Consider the following 20,920-nt stretch of genomic DNA (forward strand, 5'->3'; position numbering starts at 1 on the left):
CGTTCATCGCGAGCAAGCTCGCTCCCACAGGGGAATAGGGTAGCCACAAAACAGGTAAGCATCACCAAACCTTGTGGGAGCGGGCTTGCTCGCGAAGGCGGCAGTACAGGCGATAAAAAATCGGGTCTAGCGCAAAAACGCCTGTCGATATTCGCCGGGCGTCCCGCCAAGTGACTGGCGAAACCGGTTGGTGAAATGGCTGGCGCTGGAAAAACCACAAGCCAGTGCAATCTCCCCCAGTGGCTGCGAGGTCGTGCGCAGCAACTCCCGCGCCCGGTCAAGGCGCCGCGCCAGCACGTACTGGTGGGGTGGCAAGCCGAAGCTTTCGCGGAACATCCGCGCGAAGTGGTATTCGGACAACGCACACAACGCCGCCAATTGACCGAGGCTGATGGCCTCGTCCAGATGGCTGTCGATGAACTCCACCAGATGCCGGCGCTGGTGCGCGGCCAGCCCGCCTTTAAGGCGTAAGCCCTGACGCACGTTGACCTGGCTGAGCAGGGCATGGCTGAGCAATTCGTGAGCCAGGCTGCTGGTGAGCAGGCGCTCGCCCGGCTCGTCCCAGTTCAAGGCGACCAACTGCCGAAAGCGCAGCGCCTGCTGCGGATCATCGAGAAAGGTCTGCTCGCGCAGCTGCATTTCCCGTGGCTCGCGATCGAGCAGGGTGACGCAGCCAAGGGCAAATTGTTCGGGGCTGAAATACAGGTGTGCCAGGCGAATATCGCCATTGATCACCCATCCTGACTGGTGATCGGCGGGGAGGATGCACAGTTTGTCCGGACCACCCTTGTTGCCGGGCTGGTCGCGGCGAAAGGTGCCGGTGCCGCCGGCAAGGTAACAGGACAACGTGTGGTGGCTGGGCGCTTCGTATTCCTGAGCGTCGTGGTGATTGCTCCACAAGGCTGCAGACAAGCCGTCACCGAGCTCGGCGCTGTGCTCAAGGCGAGCATTCGGCGAGCGGTTGAGGGCTTGAAAGACTTGTAGGGTATCCAGTGCAGCCATGATCGTTGCTCTCTAACACCTGCATCCAACGGCTTGCATCCTACTCCGTAGACGTGCGCCTGCCAGCCTGTCCTCAGACAAAAGCGCAAGTTTATGCAAGTGCGCCCAGGCGTGGCGCCAGACACTGGGCACCTAGCGAGGAGCCTTAGTCATGAACCTTTCTTTGTACCTGCTGACTGTGCTGATCTGGGGTACCACCTGGATTGCCTTGAAATGGCAACTGGGCGTGGTGGCCATTCCCGTGTCGATCGTGTATCGCTTCGGCCTCGCCGCACTGGTGCTGTTCGTGATCCTGCTGCTCAGCCGACGCCTGCAAGTGATGAACCGTCGCGGGCACCTGATCTGCCTGGCTCAGGGCTTGTGCCTGTTCTGCGTCAACTTCATGTGCTTCCTCACCGCGAGCCAGTGGATCCCCAGCGGTCTGGTGGCCGTGGTGTTTTCCACCGCCACCCTGTGGAATGCCCTCAACGCGCGGGTGTTCTTCGGTCAGAGAATTGCCCGCAATGTGCTGATGGGCGGTGCGTTGGGCCTGCTTGGGCTGGGACTGTTGTTCTGGCCGGAGCTTGCCGGGCATACCGCCAGCCCGGAAACCTTGCTCGGCCTCGGTCTGGCCCTGTGTGGCACCTTGTGTTTCTCGGCGGGCAACATGCTTTCGAGCCTGCAACAGAAGGCCGGTCTCAAACCGCTGACCACCAATGCCTGGGGCATGGCTTACGGGGCGGCGATGCTAACCGTGTGGTGCCTGGTCAAAGGCATTCCCTTCGACATGGAGATGAGCGCGCGTTACATCGGGTCACTGTTGTACCTGGTGATTCCGGGATCGGTGATCGGTTTCACCGCCTACCTGACCCTGGTCGGCCGCATGGGGCCAGAGCGGGCTGCGTACTGCACAGTGCTGTTTCCGGTGGTGGCACTCAACGTGTCAGCGTTCGCCGAGGGTTATCAGTGGACGATGCCGGCGCTGTTGGGGCTGGTATTGGTGATGTCGGGTAACGTACTGGTGTTTCGCAAGCCCAAACCACGCTTGGTACAAGGGAGTAGCAAGCTCGCTTGAGATGACGTTCATCGAGCGCTGAAGTCCTCAGCGCTCGACTTTGATCGCAATATAAATCAGCAGCGGTAGTATGAAGTCGACAATATGCCGGGTCCAGTCTTTGTAATTCCAGGCTTGTGATTGGTCCATGTTGAACCATTCCACGCCGATAACTTGAAAGCCGACATAGTAAAGCAAGAGCGCAATGAGTAATCCTATGATCGCGGGCTTTTTGGCCTCGTGAAACTCTTCAGCGCTGCTACTCATGTTTTTATAAAGATAACAGGTTCCGATCATGAAGAAGAGCGTGTAGATAACCTCGAGTGTAATGATGAGCCAGTAGATGCGGTGATGGAGTATCTGCGAGGTAATGGCCCTGTAGGTGTACTTCTCGTCGTCATCTGTGGTCTCCATGCTCAGGATGTTACTGATGTTTTCGTAGTTGGTTGCGTAGTCCGTAACGTTGCTGTACATCACCAGCAATCCAAAAATACTTATGAATAACATTAGTGTGGCTTTGCTGAAGCGTATGACTTGATTTGTCGTAAGTTGATTCAAGGTGGTGATCTCCTTTGTTGTTTCCGTTGTGTCTGGAAAAGTAAGGAGAGTCTAGCGGGTGGTTTTGTTATTTGTTTATTGACTGAATTGCAGGGTGTGTATTCAGACAGTTTTTTTACAGGTTTAGAGTGATATTGTTTTTATTTTTTGCATTTAAGGGCAGGCGCTTTTAACGCCTGCCCTTTTTTCAACCCTTCCAGACTTGCGGGTTGACCAGGTCCTGTGGGCGTTCCCCCAACAGCGCACTGCGCAGGTTGGCCAGGGCACGGTTGGCCATGGCATCGCGGGTCTCATGGGTGGCCGAGCCAATGTGCGGCAAGGTCACGGCATTTTTCAACTGGAACAGTGGGGACTCGGCCAGCGGTTCTTTTTCGTAAACGTCCAGCCCGGCACCACGAATGCGGTTGTTTTGCAGCGCTTCGATCAGCGCCGGCTCATCCACCACCGGGCCGCGGGCAATGTTCACCAGGATGGCGCTTGGTTTCATCAGCGCCAGTTCGCGATGGCTGATCAAGTGTTTGGTTTTCTCGCTGAGCGGCACCACCAGGCACACGAAATCAGCTTCGGCCAGCAATTGATCGAGGCTGCGGTACTGCGCGCCGAGTTCCTGTTCCAGTTCGGTCTTGCGGCTGTTGCCGCTGTAGATGACCGGCATGTTGAACCCCAGGCGACCGCGTCGGGCGATGGCCGCACCGATATTGCCCATGCCGACAATGCCCAGCGTCTTGCCATGCACATCGCAACCGAACAGCTGCGCACCGACAGTGGCCTGCCATTGCCCGGCCTTGGTCCAGGCATCCAGTTCGGCGACGCGGCGCGCGCTGCTCATCAACAGGGCAAACGCTAGGTCGGCGGTGCTTTCGGTGAGCACATCCGGCGTGTTGGTCAGCATGATCCCGCGTTCGTTGAAGTAGGCCAGGTCATAGTTGTCGTAGCCCACCGAGACACTGGATACCACCTCCAGCGTGGTGGCGTATTCCAATTGAGCGCGGCCGAGTTTGCGACCGACGCCGATCAAGCCGTGGGCGTGGGGCAGGGCTTCGTTGAATTGGGCGTTGATGTCGCCGTTTTTCGGATTCGGCACGATGACGTCGAAATCCTGTTGCAGACGTTCGATCATTGGTGGCGTGACGCGGCTGAATGCAAGGACGGTCTTTTTCATGGGTGGGCGGGCTCGTCGGGCGGTGAAGAATGATGAGCACGCTAACATTCTTCGCGGGATTTGTGCGAGTCGTCAGGCGGTCTATGCAAGCTTGCAGCTTGTCGTGCTCCATCCAGTTATACTGCCGCACTTCTTATACTGTGGCATGCGGCCCGCTCACCGGGCCCGACATTTCATGCACCACCCGGAGCTTTCATGACTTCCCCGAAACAACCGCCGGTCGCCGACGCCCTGAACGACGTGCAGGCAGAGCTGCCAGACAGCGTCGACTCCAGCGCCGACAGCGAATCCAAAGCCGGGATCCCGGCCTTCAAATTCCCGTTCAAGCCGGGTGAGCTGGCGGCCGCCAAGGGTTCCAACCAGCCGTGGTACAAGAACGGCGCCAAGAACGGCCACACCAAGACGCCGGGCATGGCACCGCCGGGGACTCGCCGGTCGATGGGTAAGCGCTGAGTTCTTAAGTCTGCGGTGACTGGTCTGCCGTCTTCGCGAGCAAGCCCGCTCCCACATTTGGAATGCATTCCTCCAGTGGGAGCGGGCTTGCTCGCGAAGGGGCCGGCACAAACACTGCAAATCCCGGATCAAGTCGCCCGCAACGAAATAAACGAGTAATTCGTCAGCGCATCCGCCGTCACTTGCGCACCTGCGGCCAGCACTTGCCCGGCAATATCATCCCCCGACACATGAAACCGCCATTCACTGCCCCACTGCGGCAACGTTTGCCCGGCCAGGTCGTCGATGATCGCGGCAAATTCCGCCATATCCGGCAGATAAGCGGTAAACCCGTCGCCCTTCAGGGCCGTGGTGCGAATCCCCAGCAACGCACAAATTGCATCCTTCATCAGAATGTCATCACGATCCGCCTGACGGGAGCGCTGGATCAGTTCCGACAATTCCCGGTCGACCAGCTCACCGCCGACAATCAGCTCCGGTCCTTTTTCCCACGACTCAGGCGGACATTCCTTCATGGCGGTGTTCAGAGGTATGTGCGGATTGATTTCCATCGGATAGATACGGCACACCAGCGGCCGGCGTTCGTAGATGCGACAGAGGTTGTCTTCGTCAAGATTTCGGCAGGGGCCGACATTGTAGGCGGCGAAGGTGATAGCCACGTACGCCTCGGATTCACCGCTGCGCACTGCCGCCGAACGGCGTTCGGCGTGTTCCCGTTGGTGCACCGGCAGACCCAGGCCATTGCCCAGAAACGCCTCCACCAGCACGATCACCTGACCGCCATCGGCTGCCCACATCCGGGCTTCGCCCAGGGTCAGGGGCACATGGTGGTCGTTACAGCATTTGCCGCAGCCTACACAGGAAAATGTTGTATTCATCGAGCGTTCGTTCGCGTCACAGGGCATGAAGCGGCGACAGAATGCCGCCGCAAAAGCCGCTATCGAAGCAAATTATGCGCCAGTCAGTTTGCCTTGCCGGCCGGGCGGATGGAGTCCCATTCGGTGACGTACGCGGTTTTGCTCTTTTTGTTGTACAGGCACAACTCGGTGCCTTGTGCGCCTTTCATGTGCTTTTGCGGGTACTGGCCCTGGAGCAGGAGCGCGGTGTAGCCGACCCGGTCATCGAACTGCGCGGCGTTGCCGACCGGTTTGCTGTCCTTCAGGCCACTGGCCTTGGTGCAACTGGTGAGTACGGCTTTGTCGTAGGTGGCCCAGGCGTCGGGGCTGGAGGCGTGGGCCTGGGAGGCGAGGGCGGTGAGGCAGAACAGAATCAGGGGCGCAGCTTTCATGGTTCAGGCTTCCTTGGGCTGAGTGGCCAAGGCAGGAGTATGCCTGAAAGGTAGATGGAGACTTTGCTGACCTCTTCGCGAGCAAGCCCGCTCCCACATAGGACGGTGTACACACATCAACTGTGGGAGCGAGCCTGCTCGCGATGGCGGCATCAGAGCGGAACCGGCTCCCGGCGGATCGCGCGCATCCCGACGTTTTCATACAAGCGCCGCGCACGAAGGTTGTCTTCACGTACCTTCAGGTCCACGAAACCTTCATGCCGCTGCTGGAACACCTTGAACGCCTGCAACAACAGCGCACGCCCCAACCCCCGACCCTGAAACCGCGGGTGCACCACCAGGTTCTTGATATAGGCACTGGTCCAGCACTGGCAAACGCCGACCACTTCCTCGGCATCCAGGGCAATGAAGCACAGGGCCGGGTCATATTCCGGATCGGTTTCGAACTGCCGTTGCCACATGTCCAGCGCGGCTACGCGACCACCGCCGTCGAGATAACCGAACTCCATCAACCGGTGCACGGCGGCGCCCAGTTCGGGGCGGTATTCGCTCAGTTGCAGGCCGGTTGGCCAATCAGGGGGAGGCACGACGACAGAGAGGTCGCGCCGCATCAGCCAGCAGAATTCTTCGGTCAACACTCAATAACCCTGTTCGGCGACAGCCTTGGCCGCGGTGATCAGGCACTGGGTCAATTCCGGCGAAGAAAACTTGGTCAGCACCGCGTTCGCGCCCGCCAGTCGTGCTTTCTCGGCGTTCATCGCACTGTCCAGCGAGGTGTGCAGCAGTACATAAAGATGCGCGAAATCCGGGGTTTCCCGCAGGGTGCGGGTGAAGGCGTAACCGTCCATCTCCGACATCTCGATGTCCGAGACGATCAGGTTGATCTGCTGCGCGGTGCCTTGCAGGTCCAGCAGGCAGTCGATGGCTTCCTTGGCACTGCGGGCCGTATGGCACTGCAGGCCGAGGTTACGCAGGGTGTGCACCGATTGCTGCAAGGCGACCTGGCTGTCATCGACCACCAGGATGCGCGCGTTGCCGAGCAGTTCGGCGTCTTCCATGCTCAGTTCGGTCGGCGCCATTTCGATTTGTGCCGGGGCGATGCCATGGATGACTTTTTCGATGTCCAGCACTTGTACTAGGGTGCCATCAACCGACGTCACGCCAGTGATGTAGGCACGCGAACCACCGGAGCCGAAGGGCGGCGGGCGGATGTCGGTGGTCAGGCAATGGACGATCTTGCTCACGGCCTGTACGTGCAGGCCCTGCTTGGAGCGGCTGACGTCGGTGACGATCAGGCAGCCGCCGTTGGGGTCTTCCAGCGGAAGCTCGCCAATGGCACGGCTGAGGTCGATCACCGACAGCGAGGCACCGCGCAGGGTGGCGATGCCTTTGACGTGGGGATGTGACTCCGGCAGCCTGGTCAGCGGCGGGCAGGGAATGATTTCACTGACCTTGAGCAGGTTGATCGCCATCAGCTTGCCGCTGCGCAAGGTAAACAGCAGAAGCGAAAGTGAGTCTGCGCGGGCTTTGGTGGAGGACATATAAACCTTCTCTGGAAAAAGGTGACGGGCAATCCAGGGATCGCCAATGACTTCGATGCCGGGTTATCGACTTGTTTGGGGCAGGCTTTAACAATTGCGGTGAACAGTAAGACGCCATCGCGAGCAAGCTCGCTCCCACATTGGATCGTCGTCGTTCACATATCCTGTGGGAGCGAGCTTGCTCGCGATGGGGTCATCACTTCATGCCGAGCCTTTTGGCCATCCGCCCAAGATTCGCCCGATCCAAGCCTAGCTCACGGGCCGCGCTTGCCCAGTTGTTGTTGTGCCGCTCCAGGCAGGCACCGATCAACTGGCGCTGATAGTTTTCGGTCGCCTCGCGCAAATCACCTGCTACCAACGCCACAGCGGCGATGGCGGGTTGCTCGGCAGCGGTTTCAACGCTGGCGCTGGGCAAGTCGAGGTCGGCTGCGCTCAAGCTGAGAATCTTTGGCCGCTCCTTGCAATTGCCCAGGGCTTTCAAGGCGCTGCGGCCGATCAAATGTTCAAGCTCGCGCACATTGCCGGGCCAGTCGTAGGCCAATAACGCGGCCTGGGCGTCGCTGTTCAGGCGCAGGCTGTTGAGTCCCATGCGCGAGCGGTTCTGCTCCAGGAAGTAACCGCTGAGCAGCAGCACATCGCGCCCGCGATCGCGCAGGGCCGGCACCAGCAGCGGATACACGCTGAGGCGATGGTAGAAGTCGGCGCGGTAACGGCCGCTGCGTACTTCTTCGGCGAGGTCGCGGTTGGTCGCCGCGATCAGGCGCACGTCGACCTGATGCTCCTGGTCCGAACCCAGTCGCTGCAGTTGACCGCTTTGCAGCACCCGCAGCAACTTGGCCTGCACGGTCAGCGACAACTCGCCGACTTCATCAAGGAACAGCGTGCCGCCATTGGCCAGTTCGAACTTGCCACGGCGGTCGTTCATTGCCCCGGTGAAGGCGCCGCGAACATGGCCGAACAACTCGCTTTCCACCAGGGTGTCGGGCAGCGCGGCGCAGTTGAGGCTGATGATTGGTTTGTCGGCGCGGGGCGAGGCGGCATGGATGGCTTGGGCCACCAACTCCTTGCCGACCCCGGTTTCGCCGGTGATCAACACGGTCAGGTCGCTGCCGCCTACCAAGCTGATTTCTTCGACCAGGCGCTTGTGGGCCTTGCTCTGGCCAATCATCTCGCGATTCTGCTGGCCGCTGGCCTGGCGGTAGACCTCGGCGCGCTGATGCTCATCTTCGACCCGGTTGTTCAACCGCTCGATGCGCTCGGCGGCGTTGACCGTAGCGGCCGCGAGGCTGGCGAAGGCTTGCAGGGCATCCAGTTCGATCGGTTCGAACCGCTCCGGGTCGAGGGCATCGAGGGTCAGCAGGCCCCATGGGCGCTCGTCGATGAACAACGGGCAACCCATGCAGTCGTGGACTTCCAGATGATCATCCAGGCCATCGACCAGGCCGTCATAGGGGTCAGGCAAGTCGCTGTCGGCAGCGAAACGGGTCGGGCCGGGGCCGCTGAGCAGCGCTTCGAAACGCGGGTGCTCGCTGACCTTGAAGCGCCGGCCGAGGGTGTCGGTACTCAAGCCGTCGACGGCCAGCGGCACCAGCCATTCACCATCAAGGCGCAGCAGGGCGGCGGCGTCGCACGGGAGCAGGGCGCGCATGGCTTCCAACAGGCGGCGATAACGCTCACCCTCGGGCAGTTCGCGAGACAGGTCGGCGACCAGGGGCAGCAGAGCAGTGAGCAGGGGTTTTGCAGTCATAGTGACTCCGTGTAGTCGGTATGACTATAAATCAGGAAGTGTCTAAATGACTATTTAGTTATTAAGCCATTGATTTATAACGATTAAATAGTTGGCACGAAAGCTGATAAGCATAGGGTAGTCCGTTAGCAACCCAAGAAGACCAGGAGTCACCTTATGCTGAGCGCTCAAGACCGTGCCATCGTCAAATCCACCGTGCCGCTGCTCGAAAGCGGTGGTGAGGCGCTGATCACGCACTTCTACCGCATGATGCTCTCCGAATATCCGCAAGTCCGCCCGCTGTTCAACCAGGCCCACCAGGCCAGCGGTGATCAGCCGCGTGCCCTGGCCAACGGCGTATTGATGTATGCGCGCCATATCGACCAGCTCGACCAGTTGGGCGACCTGGTGGCCAAGATCATCAACAAGCACGTGGCCCTGCAGATCCTCCCGGAGCACTATCCGATTGTCGGCAGCTGCCTGCTGCGGGCCATCGCCGAAGTATTGGGCGAAGAGATCGCCACTCCTGAAGTGATCGCGGCCTGGGGCGCGGCCTACGGTCAACTGGCGGACATCCTGATCGGTGCCGAAACCAGCATCTACGACCAGAAGGAACAGGCACCGGGCGGTTGGCGCGGGGCGCGGGAATTCATCGTGGCAGACAAGGTCGAGGAGAGCGCCGAGATCACTTCGTTCTACTTCGAACCCGCGGACAAAGGCCCGATCCTGCTGGCAGAACCCGGCCAGTACATCGGCATGAAACTGATCCTCGACGGTGAAGAGATCCGTCGTAACTACTCGCTGTCGGCACTGGCAAACAAAGGCCAGTACCGCATCAGCGTCAAACGCGAGGCCGGTGGCCGCGCTTCCAACTTCCTGCACGACCAGTTGCATGTCGGCGCCAGCATCCAGTTGTTCCCGCCATCGGGCGAGTTCGTCCTGACCGCCAGCGACAAGCCACTGGTTCTGATCAGTGGTGGCGTGGGCATCACCCCGACCCTGGCGATGCTCGAAGCGGCGCTGGAAACCCAGCGGCCGGTGCATTTCATCCACTGCGCGCGCAACGGCAGCGTCCATGCCTTCCGCGACTGGATCGATGGCCTGGCTGAGCGTCATCCGCAACTCAAACGCTTTTACTGCTATTCCGAGGACGACGGCGTGAGCCCGGCGGCGCACAAGATGGGGTTGTTGAGCCAGCAGCAGTTGCATCAATGGCTGCCGCAAGAGCGCGATCTGGATGCCTACTTCCTGGGGCCAAAAGGCTTCATGGTCGCGATCAAACGCCACCTCAAAGCATTGGGTGTGCCGGAGAAGCAAAGCCGTTATGAATTCTTCGGGCCGGCAGCGGCGCTGGAGTAAGGGGTTGGCGCGGTGGGTCAGCAGGCTCACCGCGTCGCCTTCATCGCGGGCAAGCCACGCTCCCACAGGGATTTGTGTCGATCCGGATTGATGTGAACGACACAACCCCCCCGTGGGAGCGTGGCTTGCCCGCGATTGCTTCACCTCGGTCCTGAACTGAAAAAAGTCAGAAAGTTAATCCCTTCTTAACCGCCTTATCGTCTATTCCCCCCGAATCCCCCTCACATGCGCCAGACTCTCAAAGGTCCGGGCCAGCGTGTAGACTGACGGGCAATCGAAATATTGAAGGGAAACGCGATGAGCGATGAATCCATGCGGTTGGGGCGTGAACGGCGCTACCTGGTGTTTTTGGGCATCATTTGCCTGGCGCTGATCGGCGGCGCGCTGTACATGCAAATTGTTCTGGGCGAGGCCCCTTGCCCGTTGTGCATCCTGCAACGTTACGCGTTGCTGCTGATCGCGATCTTTGCCTTCATCGGCGCGGCCATGCGCGGCCGTCGCAGCATCACGGTGTTTGAAACCCTGGTGGTGATTTGTGCAGTGGCAGGTGCAGGCGTTGCCGGGCATCACGTCTATACGCAGTTCTATCCGGCGGTCAGCTGCGGCATCGATGTGCTGCAACCGATTGTCGATGACTTGCCGCTGGCGAAGATCTTCCCGCTGGGTTTCCAGGTCGATGGTTTCTGCTCCACGCCATACCCGCCGATCCTCGGTCTGTCGCTGGCGCAGTGGGCGCTGGTTGCCTTCGTGCTGATCGTGGTGCTGGTGCCGTTGCTGACTTCGCGTAACCGCAAAACCCTGCGCTGAGGTCAACTGCCGCCTCCTATTGTCGGACAAAAAAGCCCCGGTCCTCGAAGAGAGGGCCGGGGTTTTTTTTGTCTTGCAGAGCACATTTCAGAGGCCGGGTAAAAAGACTGTGACGGGTGGCAATCAAGGGTGCGACACGTGTGCGACATGTTGTCACAGAGTGAGCGCCGCAGGGCGTTCGAGAAGGCCGGATTGGTGCATGGAAACGTAACGAAATTGGCTTGTTTTGCAGGCTTCCGGTTTTTTCCATTACGGGCACGAACAGGCAGTTTTAACAGGCTCTGGCGAATGGCCAGAGCCCCCGTCATATCGGGCCTTGGGCAAGGTCAAGGGCCGAGAAGAGGGACACGATACTGTCTGAACCGTGGGTGGAAGACCTACTTATTTTGGTGTTTTTGTTGAGAATTAATTTCGATAAGATGCGCCACTTTTGCGAAAACGGTTAATGATTGTTGCCGGTTCGGATAAAAATTATTTCGGGATGAGACATGGTTTATGGAACGTTACATATCTACAATCGCCCGCACTGAATTCCCGGCACTGCTCAAATCTTAACCAGGGGTGAGCAGAAACAGGGTGTCGAGAGGTCTGGTGGCTTCATGCGATTCCCAGGTGTCGGAGCCTCCAATTACCCGCACCAAATGGAATTGGTCTGTAACAAGGCCTTTGACCACGTATTCGAATAAGAACTCACCGCAGGCCCGGGATTTGTCGTACAGCGTCTGACGCACGACGGGCATGCCCTTATTCAATCCAAGAAAAATGCCAACCCTTGGCAGGGTGAAGTGTTGGCGATCAAAACCCAACTGCATTGCGCAAGCTGCTTTAGAGGTCGTGAGATGAGTAAAAACAGGTACCCCAGACTACTAGGCTTATTGCCGCTGATCGGCACGTTGTTGCTGTCAGGCTGCAACATGACCTTGCTCAATCCCAAGGGCCAGGTTGGTCTGGATGAGCGAAACCTGATCATCACCGCAACGCTGCTGATGCTGTTGGTCGTCGTTCCGGTCATCATCATGACCTTCCTGTTCGCCTGGAAATACCGCGCGTCCAACACCAACGCTACCTACACCCCGAAATGGAACCACTCCACCAAGATCGAGATCGCGGTGTGGGCTGTTCCAGTGCTGATCATCATTGCCCTGGGTTACGTCACCTACAAGTCGACCCACGCCCTTGACCCGTACAAGCCGCTGGAATCCGACGTCAAGCCTGTGACCATCGAAGTGGTCGCGCTGGACTGGAAGTGGCTGTTCATCTACCCGGAACAAGGCATCGCCACGGTCAACAAGATCGTGTTCCCGGCGCACACCCCGATCAACTTCAAGATCACTTCCGACGCCGTGATGAACTCGTTCTTCATCCCTGCGCTGGGCGGCCAGATCTACGCGATGGCGGGCATGCAGACCAAGCTGCACCTGATCGCCAACGAGAACGCCGAGATGGACGGTATCTCCGCCAACTACAGCGGCGCGGGTTTCACCGGTATGAAATTCAAAGCGATCGCAACTTCCCAGGAAGATTTCGACGCCTGGGTAAGTGAAGTCAAAAAGGCACCTAAGCAGCTTGAACAAGCTGAATACGCAGCCCTTGCCAAGCAAAGCCAGAACAACCCAGTCGAGCTCTACTCCTCGGTGACGCCGAACCTGTTCCAGACCATCGTCGACAAGTACGAAGGCATGAAACCGGGTCCGAAAGTGAAGCACGAGAAAGAAGAGAAAGAAGTGGCCGCTACGCAAGGAATGGACATGAACTCGCATTCAGCTGCCGGGGCAGAGGAGTAAACGATGTTTGGTAAATTAAGTTGGGAAGCAGTCCCGTTCCACGAGCCGATCGTAATGGTGACCATCGCCATGATCGCGCTCGGTGGTCTGGCGCTGTTCGCTGCAATCACCTACTTCAAGAAGTGGACCTACCTGTGGACCGAGTGGCTGACGTCGGTCGACCACAAGAAAATCGGCGTGATGTACATCATCGTCGCCATGGTCATGCTGCTGCGCGGCTTTGCCGACGCCATCATGATGCGTACCCAGCTGGCCATGGCCACCGAGGGTTCGCCTGGCTACCTGCCACCTGAACACTATGACCAGATCTTCACCGCCCACGGTGTGATCATGATCATCTTCATGGCGATGCCATTCTTCACCGGCCTGATGAACCTTGCAGTGCCGCTGCAGATCGGCGCGCGTGACGTTGCCTACCCGTTCCTGAACTCCCTGAGCTTCTGGCTGCTGGTTTCCGGTGTGGTGCTGATCAACCTGTCCCTGGGCGTCGGCGAATTCGCCAAGACCGGCTGGGTTGCCTATCCGCCGCTGTCGGGTCTGCAATACAGCCCTGGCGTGGGGATGGATTACTACATCTGGGCGCTACAGCTATCCGGCCTGGGTACGACGCTGACGGGGGTCAACTTCCTGGCCACCGTGCTGAAAATGCGTACCCCTGGCATGAAGCTGATGGACATGCCGATCTTCACCTGGACCTGCACCTGGGCCAACGTCCTGATCGTGGCTTCGTTCCCGATCCTGACCGCTACCCTGGCTCTGCTGACGCTTGACCGTTACATGGATTTCCACATTTTCACCAATGAACTTGGTGGCAATCCGATGATGTACGTGAACCTGTTCTGGGCATGGGGTCACCCTGAGGTGTACATCCTGATCCTGCCAGCGTTCGGTATCTTCTCCGAAGTCATCTCGACCTTCACCGGCAAGAAACTGTTCGGCCACCACTCGATGGTCTACGCATCGGGCGCGATCTCGATCCTGGGCTTCATGGTTTGGCTGCACCACTTCTTCACCATGGGTTCGGGTGCCAGCGTCAACGCCTTCTTCGGTCTGGCGACGATGCTGATTTCCATCCCGACGGGTGTGAAGCTGTTCAACTGGCTGTTCACCATCTACCAGGGCCGTCTGCGTTTCACCAGCCAGGTTCTGTGGACCCTGGGCTTCATGGTGACCTTCGCCATCGGCGGCATGACCGGCGTACTGCTGGCCATCCCGGGTGCTGACTTCGTTCTGCACAACAGCCTGTTCGTGATCGCGCACTTCCATAACGTGATCATCGGCGGTGCGGTATTCGGTTACATCGCAGGTTTCGCGTTCTACTTCCCTAAAGCGTTCGGCTTCAAGCTGCACGAAGGCTGGGGCAAGGCAGCGTTCTGGTTCTGGATCTCGGGCTTCTTCGTCGCGTTCATGCCGCTCTACGCGCTGGGCTTCATGGGCATGACCCGTCGTCTGAACGCCACCACCAACCCTGAGTGGGTGCCGTACCTGTACGTCGCCATGTTCGGTGCGGTGATGATCGCCGTGGGTATCGCTTGCCAGCTGATCCAGCTCTACGTCAGCGTGCGTGACCGCAACAAGCCGGAAAACATGTGCGAACACGGCGACCCGTGGAATGCCCACACCCTGGAATGGTCGACCTCGTCGCCACCACCGTTCTACAACTTTGCCGTGCTGCCGAAAGCCGACTGCATCGACCCGTTCACCGAAGCCAAGGAAAACGGCACCGCGTACAAGGCTCCGGCCAAGTACCAGCCGATCCACATGCCTAACAACACCGCCACCGGTGTGGTCATGGGCGCGCTGTTGACCGTGTTCGGTTTCGCGATGATCTGGCACATCTGGTGGCTGGCAATCGCTAGCCTGGCCGGCACCGTGATCTACTTCGTGATCCACGCGGCCCGTGATGATCAAGGCTATATGGTGCCGGTCGACGTGATCGAGCGCATCGAAGCCGAGCAGCACAAGCGCCTGGTAGCGGCAGGGAAAATCCCGGCCACCGCCACCCGTGTTGAAACCTCGTTGGAACAGGCTTAAACCATGTCGAATTTAGTGACCAATGTTGGACACGCCCATGGTGACCATGGGCACGATGACCACCACGACTCGGGCGAGATGACCGTATACGGTTTCTGGCTCTACCTGATGACCGACTGCATTCTGTTTGCGTCGATCTTCGCGGTGTACGCGGTACTGGTTAACAACGTAGCGGGTGGTCCGTCGGGCCACGACATCTTCGAACTGCCATACGTGCTGGGCGAAACCGCTCTGCTGTTGTTCAGTTCGATCACCTACGGCTTCGCCATGCTGGCGTTCTACCGGGGCAACAAGAAGCAGGTCCTGGGCTGGTTGGCCATGACCTTCCTGTTCGGCCTGGGCTTCATCGGCATGGAGATCAACGAGTTCCACATCTTGATCTCCGAAGGCTACGGCCCTAGCCGTTCCGGCTTCCTGTCCGGGTTCTTCACCCTGGTCGGTACCCACGGTCTGCACGTGACCAGCGGTCTGATCTGGATGGCGATCATGATGTATCAGGTCAACAAGCATGGCCTGACCTCGACCAACAAGACCCGTCTGAGCTGCCTGAGCCTGTTCTGGCACTTCCTGGACGTCGTCTGGATCTGCGTATTCACCGTTGTTTATCTGATGGGGACTATGTAAATGGCTAACCCAGCTCATTCCCACCATGGCCACGACGACGCCGGTCACGGCAGCTACAAGTCGTACGTCATCGGCTTCATCCTGTCGGTGATCCTGACCGCCATTCCTTTCGGTCTGGTGATGTACCCGACACTGCCGAAGTCGATCACCCTGTTGATCGTCCTGGCGTTCGCGATCGTCCAGGTGCTGGTGCACCTGGTGTACTTCCTGCACCTGGACCGTTCGGCCGCGCAGCGAAACAACGTGATTGCGTTTGTCTTCGCCGCGATCGTGATTGTCCTGCTGGTTGGCCTGTCGCTGTGGATCATGTTCAGCATCCACACGTTCATGATGGCGAAGTGAGGTAAGTCCGCATGTCCCTCAAGCACTTTATCCAAATCACCAAACCGGGGATCATTTTCGGTAACGTGCTTTCTGTGGCAGGCGGATTTTTCCTGGCCTCCAAAGGGCATGTCGATCTGGCCATCTTCCTGGCCGCCATGATCGGCACGTCCCTGGTGGTTGCCTCCGGTTGCGTGTTCAACAACTGCATCGACCGCGACATCGACCTGAAGATGGAACGCACCAAGAACCGGGTGCTGGTCCAGGGCTTGATCTCCCTGAAACTGGCCCTGATCTACGCGACCGTCCTGGGTGTCGCCGGCGTTGCGCTGTTGTACAAGGTGGCCAACCCGTTGGCTGCGTTGTTCGCAGTCATCGGCTTCGTGATCTACGTCGGCTTCTACAGCCTGTACCTCAAGCGCAAGTCGGTTCACGGCACGCTGGTGGGCAGTCTGTCGGGCGCCATGCCGCCGGTGATTGGCTACGTCGCAGTCAGCAACACCTTCGACATGGCCGCGCTGACCCTGCTGGTGATGTTCAGCCTGTGGCAGATGCCGCATTCCTACGCCATCGCGATCTTCCGCTTCAACGATTACCTGGCCGCATCGATTCCGGTGCTGCCGGTGAAGCGCGGCATCCAGGTGGCCAAGAAGCACATCCTGCTCTACATCCTGGCGTTCCTCGTGGCGACCTTGATGCTGACCTTCAGCGGCTACGCCGGCATGAGCTACCTCGCCGTCGCCGCGGCCATGGGCATGTACTGGCTGTACATGGCCTGGACCGGCTACAAGGCAGTGGATGACACGGTCTGGGCACGCAAGCTGTTCGTGTTCTCGATCTTCACCATTACCGCGTTGAGCGTGATGATGTCCCTGGACTTCAAAGTGCCGGCGGAGTTGTTGCTGACGTACGCGCCTTAAGCGTCGGATGCTGTAAAGAAAAGCCCCGCCTTCGAGAGAAGAGCGGGGCTTTTTGTTGGGTGCTTTCTGCGGGACCGCGTTGCCGCCATCGCGAGCCTGCTTGCTATGGCCGCGACGCGGACTGACAGGCCTCTTACGATAGGGGGCCTGACCGGCAAAAATGCTTACGGATTTGCCTGAACTTTCCCACGGGTTTTTCAGGTTGAGGGTCGGAAGTCGCCTATCTAGCCTCGGGAGCCGTTATTACGAGCATCCCAGAGGATCTACGATGGAGCTACCAGAGGTAATCACCCCGCGTGTTAATACGGAAACAGCGTTGGGGCAGGCTTTGATTTCAATATTCAAATCTGTCGAAGCGGAACTGGAGCTAGAGAACGCAGGACCAGGGGCAGTCAAAATTATCGTTTTCGGTGGCTGCGCTGTTCACCTTTATACCCATCATCGCGTTTCCACCGACGTCGATGCCGAGATTTATGAGGCTCATGTTCCCGAAGGTTTACACCTGCAAACCATGCTCGCAGAGATACCCGAACAGTTTGTTGATGAGCGATCCGGTCGATTGATGGAGCTGAACTACGACCTGCAATACAACACCAGTTTTGGGCCAATACATGAGGACTATTGGGAGCGGAGCCTTCCTATTGAAGCGTTTCCGATAGAGTCCCCGCTGCACGTTCATATCGCAGCACCTGTCGACATTGCCATCTCCAAACTGGGCAGAGCGACCGATCAGGACATTGGTGATATCAAGGCACTTCTCAGGGCTGGTTTCATCTTGACTACCGAGTTCCGTCGACTGGCATTGCAGGCAATTGATGTATATGTTGGCAACAAGGAGCCACCAATCTCCGTTCTCACTAATATTTTGCATGATTATCTGGAGAGCACAGATGACGAAGCCCCATAGCGGCCACGTCCTCTCATCCGCCTTGGACACGCTGGTAAAAAGACCTTTAAATCAAGCGGATGACGCTGCTCTCGTGAGCGCCGCCAAAGCTGTCTGGTACTCGGACTCAAATCTTGAAAGCGAGGTAACCGCTTTTTTGAATCGTCACACTGACGAAGTGGAGGTCCGGCGCGCCGGCTATCTGCTCGAGCGATTCACTCGATTTGCTTGCTTGTCCGATCTCCGGGTGTCGGAAACGCTCAATGTCCTCGAGCTTTTTGCACATTCGACTTCCGTGCAAGCCGTGATGCTACAAACCGTCACGCCATTGCGTCGACGCCGTGATGAACTCGCTGTCTCTTGGGGGTTGAGTGAGGGCCTCGGCCTAAAAGCCCAAGCCCTCATGCCTTTTCAGACCCGGCATTACGAAGCTGAGCAGCGCGCCATGTTTTCCTGAGCTCTGGTTGCAGCGAAGAGGCTGCATCGTTTGGCCCAAAAATTGAAACGGCCTGCAGCGCAAAGCCCCTCCTTTCGAGAGAACGGTGGGGCTTTTTCATTCATGCGCGGTTGTTACAGGGGGTATCGAGCACCTTCACCACGTTATCGCTGATATCGGGTACGACGCTGAACCCTTGTGGGAGCGAGCTTGCTCGCGATGGCGGCGTGTCAGGCAACATCAATTTTGAATGTGACGGCCTCATCGCGAGCAAGCTCGCTCCCACAGGGTCGGTGGTCGTCGGTTACTTGCTTTGCTTATCAAGCAACCGGAAATACCGCTCGCGCACCTGCAAGCTGTCACTGTGCGCCACATTGAAGCGCAGGAACTGGCTGGCATCCGGCCCTTTGCTCAGCAAGGTGCCCGGCGCCAATACCATATTGTTCTCCAGCCCTTGGCGAGCCAGGTTTTCGGCATGCAGGCCGTCCGGCAACCGCGCCCATATAAACACCCCTTCCCCGGGAAGCGAGGAAAGCGAACACCCGGCCTCCGCCAACCAACTGGCCACACGACTGTTCGATTCATACAGCCGATCCACCGTGCGCCGCGCATGCTTGGCATAGCTGCCGTCGCTGAGCATGGTGCAGGTGATCTGCTCCGCCAGTTCCGAGGTCACGCCACCGCAGGCCATTTTCAACGCGACCATCCGCGCCGCCAATTGTGGCGAGAGTACGGTGTAGCTGACCCGGCTGTTGGCGGTCAGGGTCTTGGAGAAGCCGGAGACATAACTCACGTTGTCCAGCCCGCTGGCGGCCAGGCGCGGGGTGCGGCGTTGCTGGATGTCGCAGTACAGGTCGTCTTCGACGATGTGGAAGCCATGGCGGTGGCTCAGTTCCAGCAAGCGGTAAACCTGGGCCGGGGTGAACGAGTGGCCGGTGGGGTTATGCAGCGTGCTGTTGGTCATGTACAGCACGGGTTTGTGGGCGATCAGCAGTTGCTCGAACGCGTCGAGGTCCATGCCGTCGCAATCCCGGGCGATGGTGATGACTTTGGCCCCGTGCAGCGCCAGGTTGGCGTGCATGTTGAAGTAGCAGGGGTCGTCGAGCAGTACGGTGTCGCCGGGTTTGACCAGCAGGCGCATCAGCAGGTCGATGGCCTGCATGGTGTTGGCGGTGGTGATGATCTGGTCCACCGGCGCTTCGATGCCGAAGGTCGCCAGTTTCACCCGCAGGGCCTGGCGCAACGGCAAGTAACCGCCGGCCACGCCGTATTCGCCCATGCGCAACGACGTTGCTCGCAGGGTACTGCGCACGGCTTTCTGCAATTCTTCGGCGGGTAGCCACGAGGTCGGCAGAAAACCGCAGCCGGGGCGCAGTGCGCCGTTGTCCAGCAGCAAGGCGCGACGAATCACGCTGAGGGTGTCCTGGGGTTGCAGGTCCGGACCGGTGCCGCTTTTCAGCGCCGCTTCGGAGCGATGCACGTAATGCCCGGAGCCCTGGCGCGACACCACCAGCCCTTTGGCCCGCATGCGGTCCAGTGCATCGACCACCGTGGACTTGCCCACGTTCATCAAGTCGGAGAGTTCGCGAATCGGCGGCAGCTTGGCGCCGTGGGGCAGGCCACCGGTGCTGATGGCATGCGTCAGTTGATCGACGATCTGCTGCACCAGCGGCGCGCCGGGCTGGAATTCAATGGCGGCAATGACTGCACGTTGAACCTGCATTTTACTGGTCTCTCCGGCAGTAAAGTTCGTTGGATTCTATACGAACTTGCCCTGATCAGGACACGCCTCTCTCTCTACCATGCCCTTACAGACTTTTCTGAATGTCCACCGTTGTCGGCGGGCATTCACCCGGTTCCTGAGGTGCTGCATGAGTGTCGAAACAACGGTCGCGGTGGCTAAACCGGTCATTAACCTGCGGTTATTCACGATCCGGATCATCACCGCCGTCTCGCTGTTCGCGGTACTGGGCAAGGCCAACGTCTGGCTCGACACGGCCACCAACAGCATCCTGGCCCTTGGATATCGCGCCTTGTTGCTGCTGTTGCCCCTGACTTTACTGGTACTTGGCCGTCGTTCCCTGAGCGTCACGCTGCTGTGTGCCGGCCTTGGCCTGGTACTGCTGGCGTTGACCAGCAATCAAGGCATGGTGATGTTTGCTGCCGCGTTGTTTGCCTACGGCATTGCCATTGCCGGTTACCTGATCAAGAGCGAAGCGGCCCAGACCAAGGAAGGCGCGGCCTACAACCGCGTGGCCATGAACATGGGCAGCCTGGTGGCCGGTTTGATCCTGCTGTCGCCGCTTCTCACGCCTACGATGTTTTTCCTCGGTGCGGCGGCGTTCGTGTTGCTGTGCCTGCCGATCGCCCTCGGCGCGACATTCACCACCGAGCCGGTGGTAGCCCGCCCGGCCACTCAGGTCGGCAGCAACTGGGGCAACAAACTGCCCTGGGTGATCGCCGGGATCATCATGGGCATCAAGCTGTTCGGGGTGTTCTCGATCCTGCCACAGGCAATCCTGCTCAAGACCGGCGAGTTGCCGGCCTGGTACGGCTTGATGCTGATCCTCAACAGCGCCGTGGTGGTCTTCGCCCAAGTGCCGGTGATGAAGCTGATCGAGCGCACCGGGCGCTACAAGGTCGTGGCGGTGATCGGGATCATCGTCGGCGGTTTTGCGGTGCTGTCTTCGCCTGCCGCGTTCCACGTCGAAACCCTCGCCGGGGCGCTGGTCTGGGTGGCGCTGCTGTCCATTGCCGAATGCGCCTTCAGCTACCTCGATTACTTCTCCGTCAAACAGAACAACATGTTCGTCAAGGAAGTGTCCCTGGGCGTCGGGGCCGGGCTGACCGTGTTGATCATGCGGGTGGTGCCGGCGCCGTACAACGCGCTGGTGCTGGCCGCCATCGGTGCCGCAGGGATCCTGGCCTGGTACTGGCTCAACCGTAAATCCAATGCGTCGTTGCATGACTGAGTCATTGCCGTTGC

22 protein-coding genes are annotated in these 20,920 nt (G+C 59.0%); 12 read left to right on the forward strand and 10 right to left on the reverse strand.

Annotated features, from left to right (window positions below):
* Positions 1–126: 126 nt before the first annotated feature.
* On the reverse strand, positions 127–1,002 hold the full coding sequence (locus tag KW840_RS08430; RefSeq protein WP_218494950.1) for a helix-turn-helix domain-containing protein: 876 nt from the start codon (positions 1,000–1,002) through the stop codon (positions 127–129).
* Between the two features lie 151 nt (positions 1,003–1,153).
* Between KW840_RS08430 and KW840_RS08435 the strand changes: the two genes are divergently transcribed.
* Positions 1,154–2,056 carry a DMT family transporter gene (locus KW840_RS08435; RefSeq protein ID WP_218494951.1) on the forward strand — a complete coding sequence of 301 codons (903 nt, stop codon included), beginning with the start codon at positions 1,154–1,156 and terminating at the stop codon, positions 2,054–2,056.
* A 27-nt stretch (positions 2,057–2,083) separates the two neighbouring features.
* Here the strand turns inward: KW840_RS08435 and KW840_RS08440 are convergent, their stop codons facing one another.
* Positions 2,084–2,593, reverse strand: a complete 510-nt coding sequence (locus KW840_RS08440) for a DUF2165 domain-containing protein (protein ID WP_057716369.1) — start codon at positions 2,591–2,593, stop codon at positions 2,084–2,086.
* Between the two features lie 187 nt (positions 2,594–2,780).
* Positions 2,781–3,755, reverse strand: coding sequence for a D-glycerate dehydrogenase (locus KW840_RS08445; RefSeq protein WP_218494952.1), 975 nt, complete (start codon positions 3,753–3,755; stop codon positions 2,781–2,783).
* A 195-nt stretch (positions 3,756–3,950) separates the two neighbouring features.
* Here KW840_RS08445 and KW840_RS08450 point away from each other — a divergent pair, with 195 nt between their 5' ends.
* A complete protein-coding gene (locus tag KW840_RS08450; RefSeq protein WP_090453154.1) occupies positions 3,951–4,208 on the forward strand; it encodes a hypothetical protein in 258 nt (85 codons plus the stop codon).
* Positions 4,209–4,336: 128 nt separating this feature from the next.
* On the opposite strand, the gene KW840_RS08455 is transcribed toward KW840_RS08450, so the two are convergent.
* The 5 genes from KW840_RS08455 to norR all read right to left on the reverse strand — a co-directional run bounded on the left by KW840_RS08455 (position 4,337) and on the right by norR (position 8,784).
* Positions 4,337–5,086 carry a YkgJ family cysteine cluster protein gene (locus tag KW840_RS08455; protein WP_218494953.1) on the reverse strand — a complete coding sequence of 250 codons (750 nt, stop codon included), beginning with the start codon at positions 5,084–5,086 and terminating at the stop codon, positions 4,337–4,339.
* A gap of 83 nt (positions 5,087–5,169) precedes the next feature.
* The gene (locus tag KW840_RS08460) at positions 5,170–5,496 is read right to left on the reverse strand and encodes a hypothetical protein (RefSeq protein WP_057716365.1); all 327 of its coding nucleotides are present in this window, start codon (positions 5,494–5,496) and stop codon (positions 5,170–5,172) included.
* A gap of 152 nt (positions 5,497–5,648) precedes the next feature.
* A complete protein-coding gene (locus KW840_RS08465; protein ID WP_191622249.1) occupies positions 5,649–6,107 on the reverse strand; it encodes a GNAT family N-acetyltransferase in 459 nt (152 codons plus the stop codon).
* A 27-nt stretch (positions 6,108–6,134) separates the two neighbouring features.
* Positions 6,135–7,037, reverse strand: coding sequence for a chemotaxis protein CheV (locus KW840_RS08470; protein WP_218494954.1), 903 nt, complete (start codon positions 7,035–7,037; stop codon positions 6,135–6,137).
* Positions 7,038–7,233: 196 nt separating this feature from the next.
* Entirely contained in the window at positions 7,234–8,784 is a 1,551-nt protein-coding gene (norR, locus tag KW840_RS08475) for a nitric oxide reductase transcriptional regulator NorR (RefSeq protein WP_150815167.1), read from the reverse strand.
* Between the two features lie 156 nt (positions 8,785–8,940).
* Between norR and hmpA the strand changes: the two genes are divergently transcribed.
* Together hmpA and KW840_RS08485 are read left to right on the forward strand one after the other, a co-directional pair.
* The gene (gene hmpA, locus KW840_RS08480; protein WP_057716362.1) at positions 8,941–10,122 is read left to right on the forward strand and encodes an NO-inducible flavohemoprotein; all 1,182 of its coding nucleotides are present in this window, start codon (positions 8,941–8,943) and stop codon (positions 10,120–10,122) included.
* Positions 10,123–10,419: 297 nt separating this feature from the next.
* Positions 10,420–10,929: a disulfide bond formation protein B gene (locus KW840_RS08485; protein WP_057716361.1), complete on the forward strand. Its 510-nt coding sequence runs from the start codon at positions 10,420–10,422 to the stop codon at positions 10,927–10,929.
* Positions 10,930–11,480: 551 nt separating this feature from the next.
* Here KW840_RS08485 and KW840_RS08490 read toward each other — a convergent pair.
* Entirely contained in the window at positions 11,481–11,741 is a 261-nt protein-coding gene (locus KW840_RS08490) for a hypothetical protein (protein WP_057716360.1), read from the reverse strand.
* Positions 11,742–11,768: 27 nt separating this feature from the next.
* Between KW840_RS08490 and cyoA the strand changes: the two genes are divergently transcribed.
* The 7 genes from cyoA (at position 11,769) to KW840_RS08525 (ending at position 17,955) form a co-directional block, all read left to right on the forward strand.
* Positions 11,769–12,713 carry a ubiquinol oxidase subunit II gene (cyoA, locus tag KW840_RS08495; RefSeq protein WP_057716359.1) on the forward strand — a complete coding sequence of 315 codons (945 nt, stop codon included), beginning with the start codon at positions 11,769–11,771 and terminating at the stop codon, positions 12,711–12,713.
* Positions 12,714–12,716: 3 nt separating this feature from the next.
* The gene (gene cyoB / locus KW840_RS08500) at positions 12,717–14,747 is read left to right on the forward strand and encodes a cytochrome o ubiquinol oxidase subunit I (RefSeq protein ID WP_015093557.1); all 2,031 of its coding nucleotides are present in this window, start codon (positions 12,717–12,719) and stop codon (positions 14,745–14,747) included.
* A 3-nt stretch (positions 14,748–14,750) separates the two neighbouring features.
* Positions 14,751–15,371 carry a cytochrome o ubiquinol oxidase subunit III gene (locus KW840_RS08505; RefSeq protein WP_030128695.1) on the forward strand — a complete coding sequence of 207 codons (621 nt, stop codon included), beginning with the start codon at positions 14,751–14,753 and terminating at the stop codon, positions 15,369–15,371.
* On the forward strand, positions 15,372–15,713 hold the full coding sequence (gene cyoD / locus KW840_RS08510; protein ID WP_090453161.1) for a cytochrome o ubiquinol oxidase subunit IV: 342 nt from the start codon (positions 15,372–15,374) through the stop codon (positions 15,711–15,713). It begins immediately after the preceding gene.
* Positions 15,714–15,724: 11 nt separating this feature from the next.
* Positions 15,725–16,612, forward strand: coding sequence for a heme o synthase (gene cyoE / locus KW840_RS08515; RefSeq protein ID WP_057716357.1), 888 nt, complete (start codon positions 15,725–15,727; stop codon positions 16,610–16,612).
* 268 nt (positions 16,613–16,880) lie between these two features.
* The gene (locus KW840_RS08520; RefSeq protein ID WP_218494955.1) at positions 16,881–17,519 is read left to right on the forward strand and encodes a DUF6036 family nucleotidyltransferase; all 639 of its coding nucleotides are present in this window, start codon (positions 16,881–16,883) and stop codon (positions 17,517–17,519) included.
* Complete coding sequence (locus tag KW840_RS08525) at positions 17,503–17,955, forward strand: hypothetical protein (protein WP_090453165.1); 453 nt, start codon at positions 17,503–17,505, stop codon at positions 17,953–17,955. The genes KW840_RS08520 and KW840_RS08525 overlap by 17 nt, the downstream gene beginning before the upstream one ends.
* Positions 17,956–18,238: 283 nt before the next feature.
* On the opposite strand, the gene KW840_RS08530 is transcribed toward KW840_RS08525, so the two are convergent.
* Positions 18,239–19,657, reverse strand: a complete 1,419-nt coding sequence (locus KW840_RS08530) for a PLP-dependent aminotransferase family protein (RefSeq protein WP_218494956.1) — start codon at positions 19,655–19,657, stop codon at positions 18,239–18,241.
* Positions 19,658–19,805: 148 nt separating this feature from the next.
* Here KW840_RS08530 and KW840_RS08535 point away from each other — a divergent pair, with 148 nt between their 5' ends.
* Complete coding sequence (locus KW840_RS08535) at positions 19,806–20,906, forward strand: hypothetical protein (protein ID WP_057716353.1); 1,101 nt, start codon at positions 19,806–19,808, stop codon at positions 20,904–20,906.
* Positions 20,907–20,920 lie beyond the last annotated feature (14 nt).

This window comes from Pseudomonas sp. PDM30, from assembly GCF_019218985.1.
GTDB classification, from domain to species: domain Bacteria; phylum Pseudomonadota; class Gammaproteobacteria; order Pseudomonadales; family Pseudomonadaceae; genus Aquipseudomonas; species Aquipseudomonas jessenii.

Excerpts from the sequence above, each read along its gene's own strand:
- KW840_RS08430 (WP_218494950.1), bottom strand. The coding sequence starts at position 1,002 with ATGGCTGCACTGGATACCCTACAAGTCTTTCAAGCCCTCAACCGCTCG.
- KW840_RS08435 (WP_218494951.1), top strand. The coding sequence starts at position 1,154 with ATGAACCTTTCTTTGTACCTGCTGACTGTGCTGATCTGGGGTACCACC.
- KW840_RS08445 (WP_218494952.1), bottom strand. The coding sequence starts at position 3,755 with ATGAAAAAGACCGTCCTTGCATTCAGCCGCGTCACGCCACCAATGATC.
- KW840_RS08450 (WP_090453154.1), top strand. The coding sequence starts at position 3,951 with ATGACTTCCCCGAAACAACCGCCGGTCGCCGACGCCCTGAACGACGTG.
- KW840_RS08455 (WP_218494953.1), bottom strand. The coding sequence starts at position 5,086 with ATGAATACAACATTTTCCTGTGTAGGCTGCGGCAAATGCTGTAACGAC.
- KW840_RS08460 (WP_057716365.1), bottom strand. The coding sequence starts at position 5,496 with ATGAAAGCTGCGCCCCTGATTCTGTTCTGCCTCACCGCCCTCGCCTCC.
- KW840_RS08465 (WP_191622249.1), bottom strand. The coding sequence starts at position 6,107 with ATGCGGCGCGACCTCTCTGTCGTCGTGCCTCCCCCTGATTGGCCAACC.
- KW840_RS08470 (WP_218494954.1), bottom strand. The coding sequence starts at position 7,037 with ATGTCCTCCACCAAAGCCCGCGCAGACTCACTTTCGCTTCTGCTGTTT.
- norR (WP_150815167.1), bottom strand. The coding sequence starts at position 8,784 with ATGACTGCAAAACCCCTGCTCACTGCTCTGCTGCCCCTGGTCGCCGAC.
- hmpA (WP_057716362.1), top strand. The coding sequence starts at position 8,941 with ATGCTGAGCGCTCAAGACCGTGCCATCGTCAAATCCACCGTGCCGCTG.
- KW840_RS08485 (WP_057716361.1), top strand. The coding sequence starts at position 10,420 with ATGAGCGATGAATCCATGCGGTTGGGGCGTGAACGGCGCTACCTGGTG.
- KW840_RS08490 (WP_057716360.1), bottom strand. The coding sequence starts at position 11,741 with ATGCAGTTGGGTTTTGATCGCCAACACTTCACCCTGCCAAGGGTTGGC.
- cyoA (WP_057716359.1), top strand. The coding sequence starts at position 11,769 with ATGAGTAAAAACAGGTACCCCAGACTACTAGGCTTATTGCCGCTGATC.
- cyoB (WP_015093557.1), top strand. The coding sequence starts at position 12,717 with ATGTTTGGTAAATTAAGTTGGGAAGCAGTCCCGTTCCACGAGCCGATC.
- KW840_RS08505 (WP_030128695.1), top strand. The coding sequence starts at position 14,751 with ATGTCGAATTTAGTGACCAATGTTGGACACGCCCATGGTGACCATGGG.
- cyoD (WP_090453161.1), top strand. The coding sequence starts at position 15,372 with ATGGCTAACCCAGCTCATTCCCACCATGGCCACGACGACGCCGGTCAC.
- cyoE (WP_057716357.1), top strand. The coding sequence starts at position 15,725 with ATGTCCCTCAAGCACTTTATCCAAATCACCAAACCGGGGATCATTTTC.
- KW840_RS08520 (WP_218494955.1), top strand. The coding sequence starts at position 16,881 with ATGGAGCTACCAGAGGTAATCACCCCGCGTGTTAATACGGAAACAGCG.
- KW840_RS08525 (WP_090453165.1), top strand. The coding sequence starts at position 17,503 with ATGACGAAGCCCCATAGCGGCCACGTCCTCTCATCCGCCTTGGACACG.
- KW840_RS08530 (WP_218494956.1), bottom strand. The coding sequence starts at position 19,657 with ATGCAGGTTCAACGTGCAGTCATTGCCGCCATTGAATTCCAGCCCGGC.
- KW840_RS08535 (WP_057716353.1), top strand. The coding sequence starts at position 19,806 with ATGAGTGTCGAAACAACGGTCGCGGTGGCTAAACCGGTCATTAACCTG.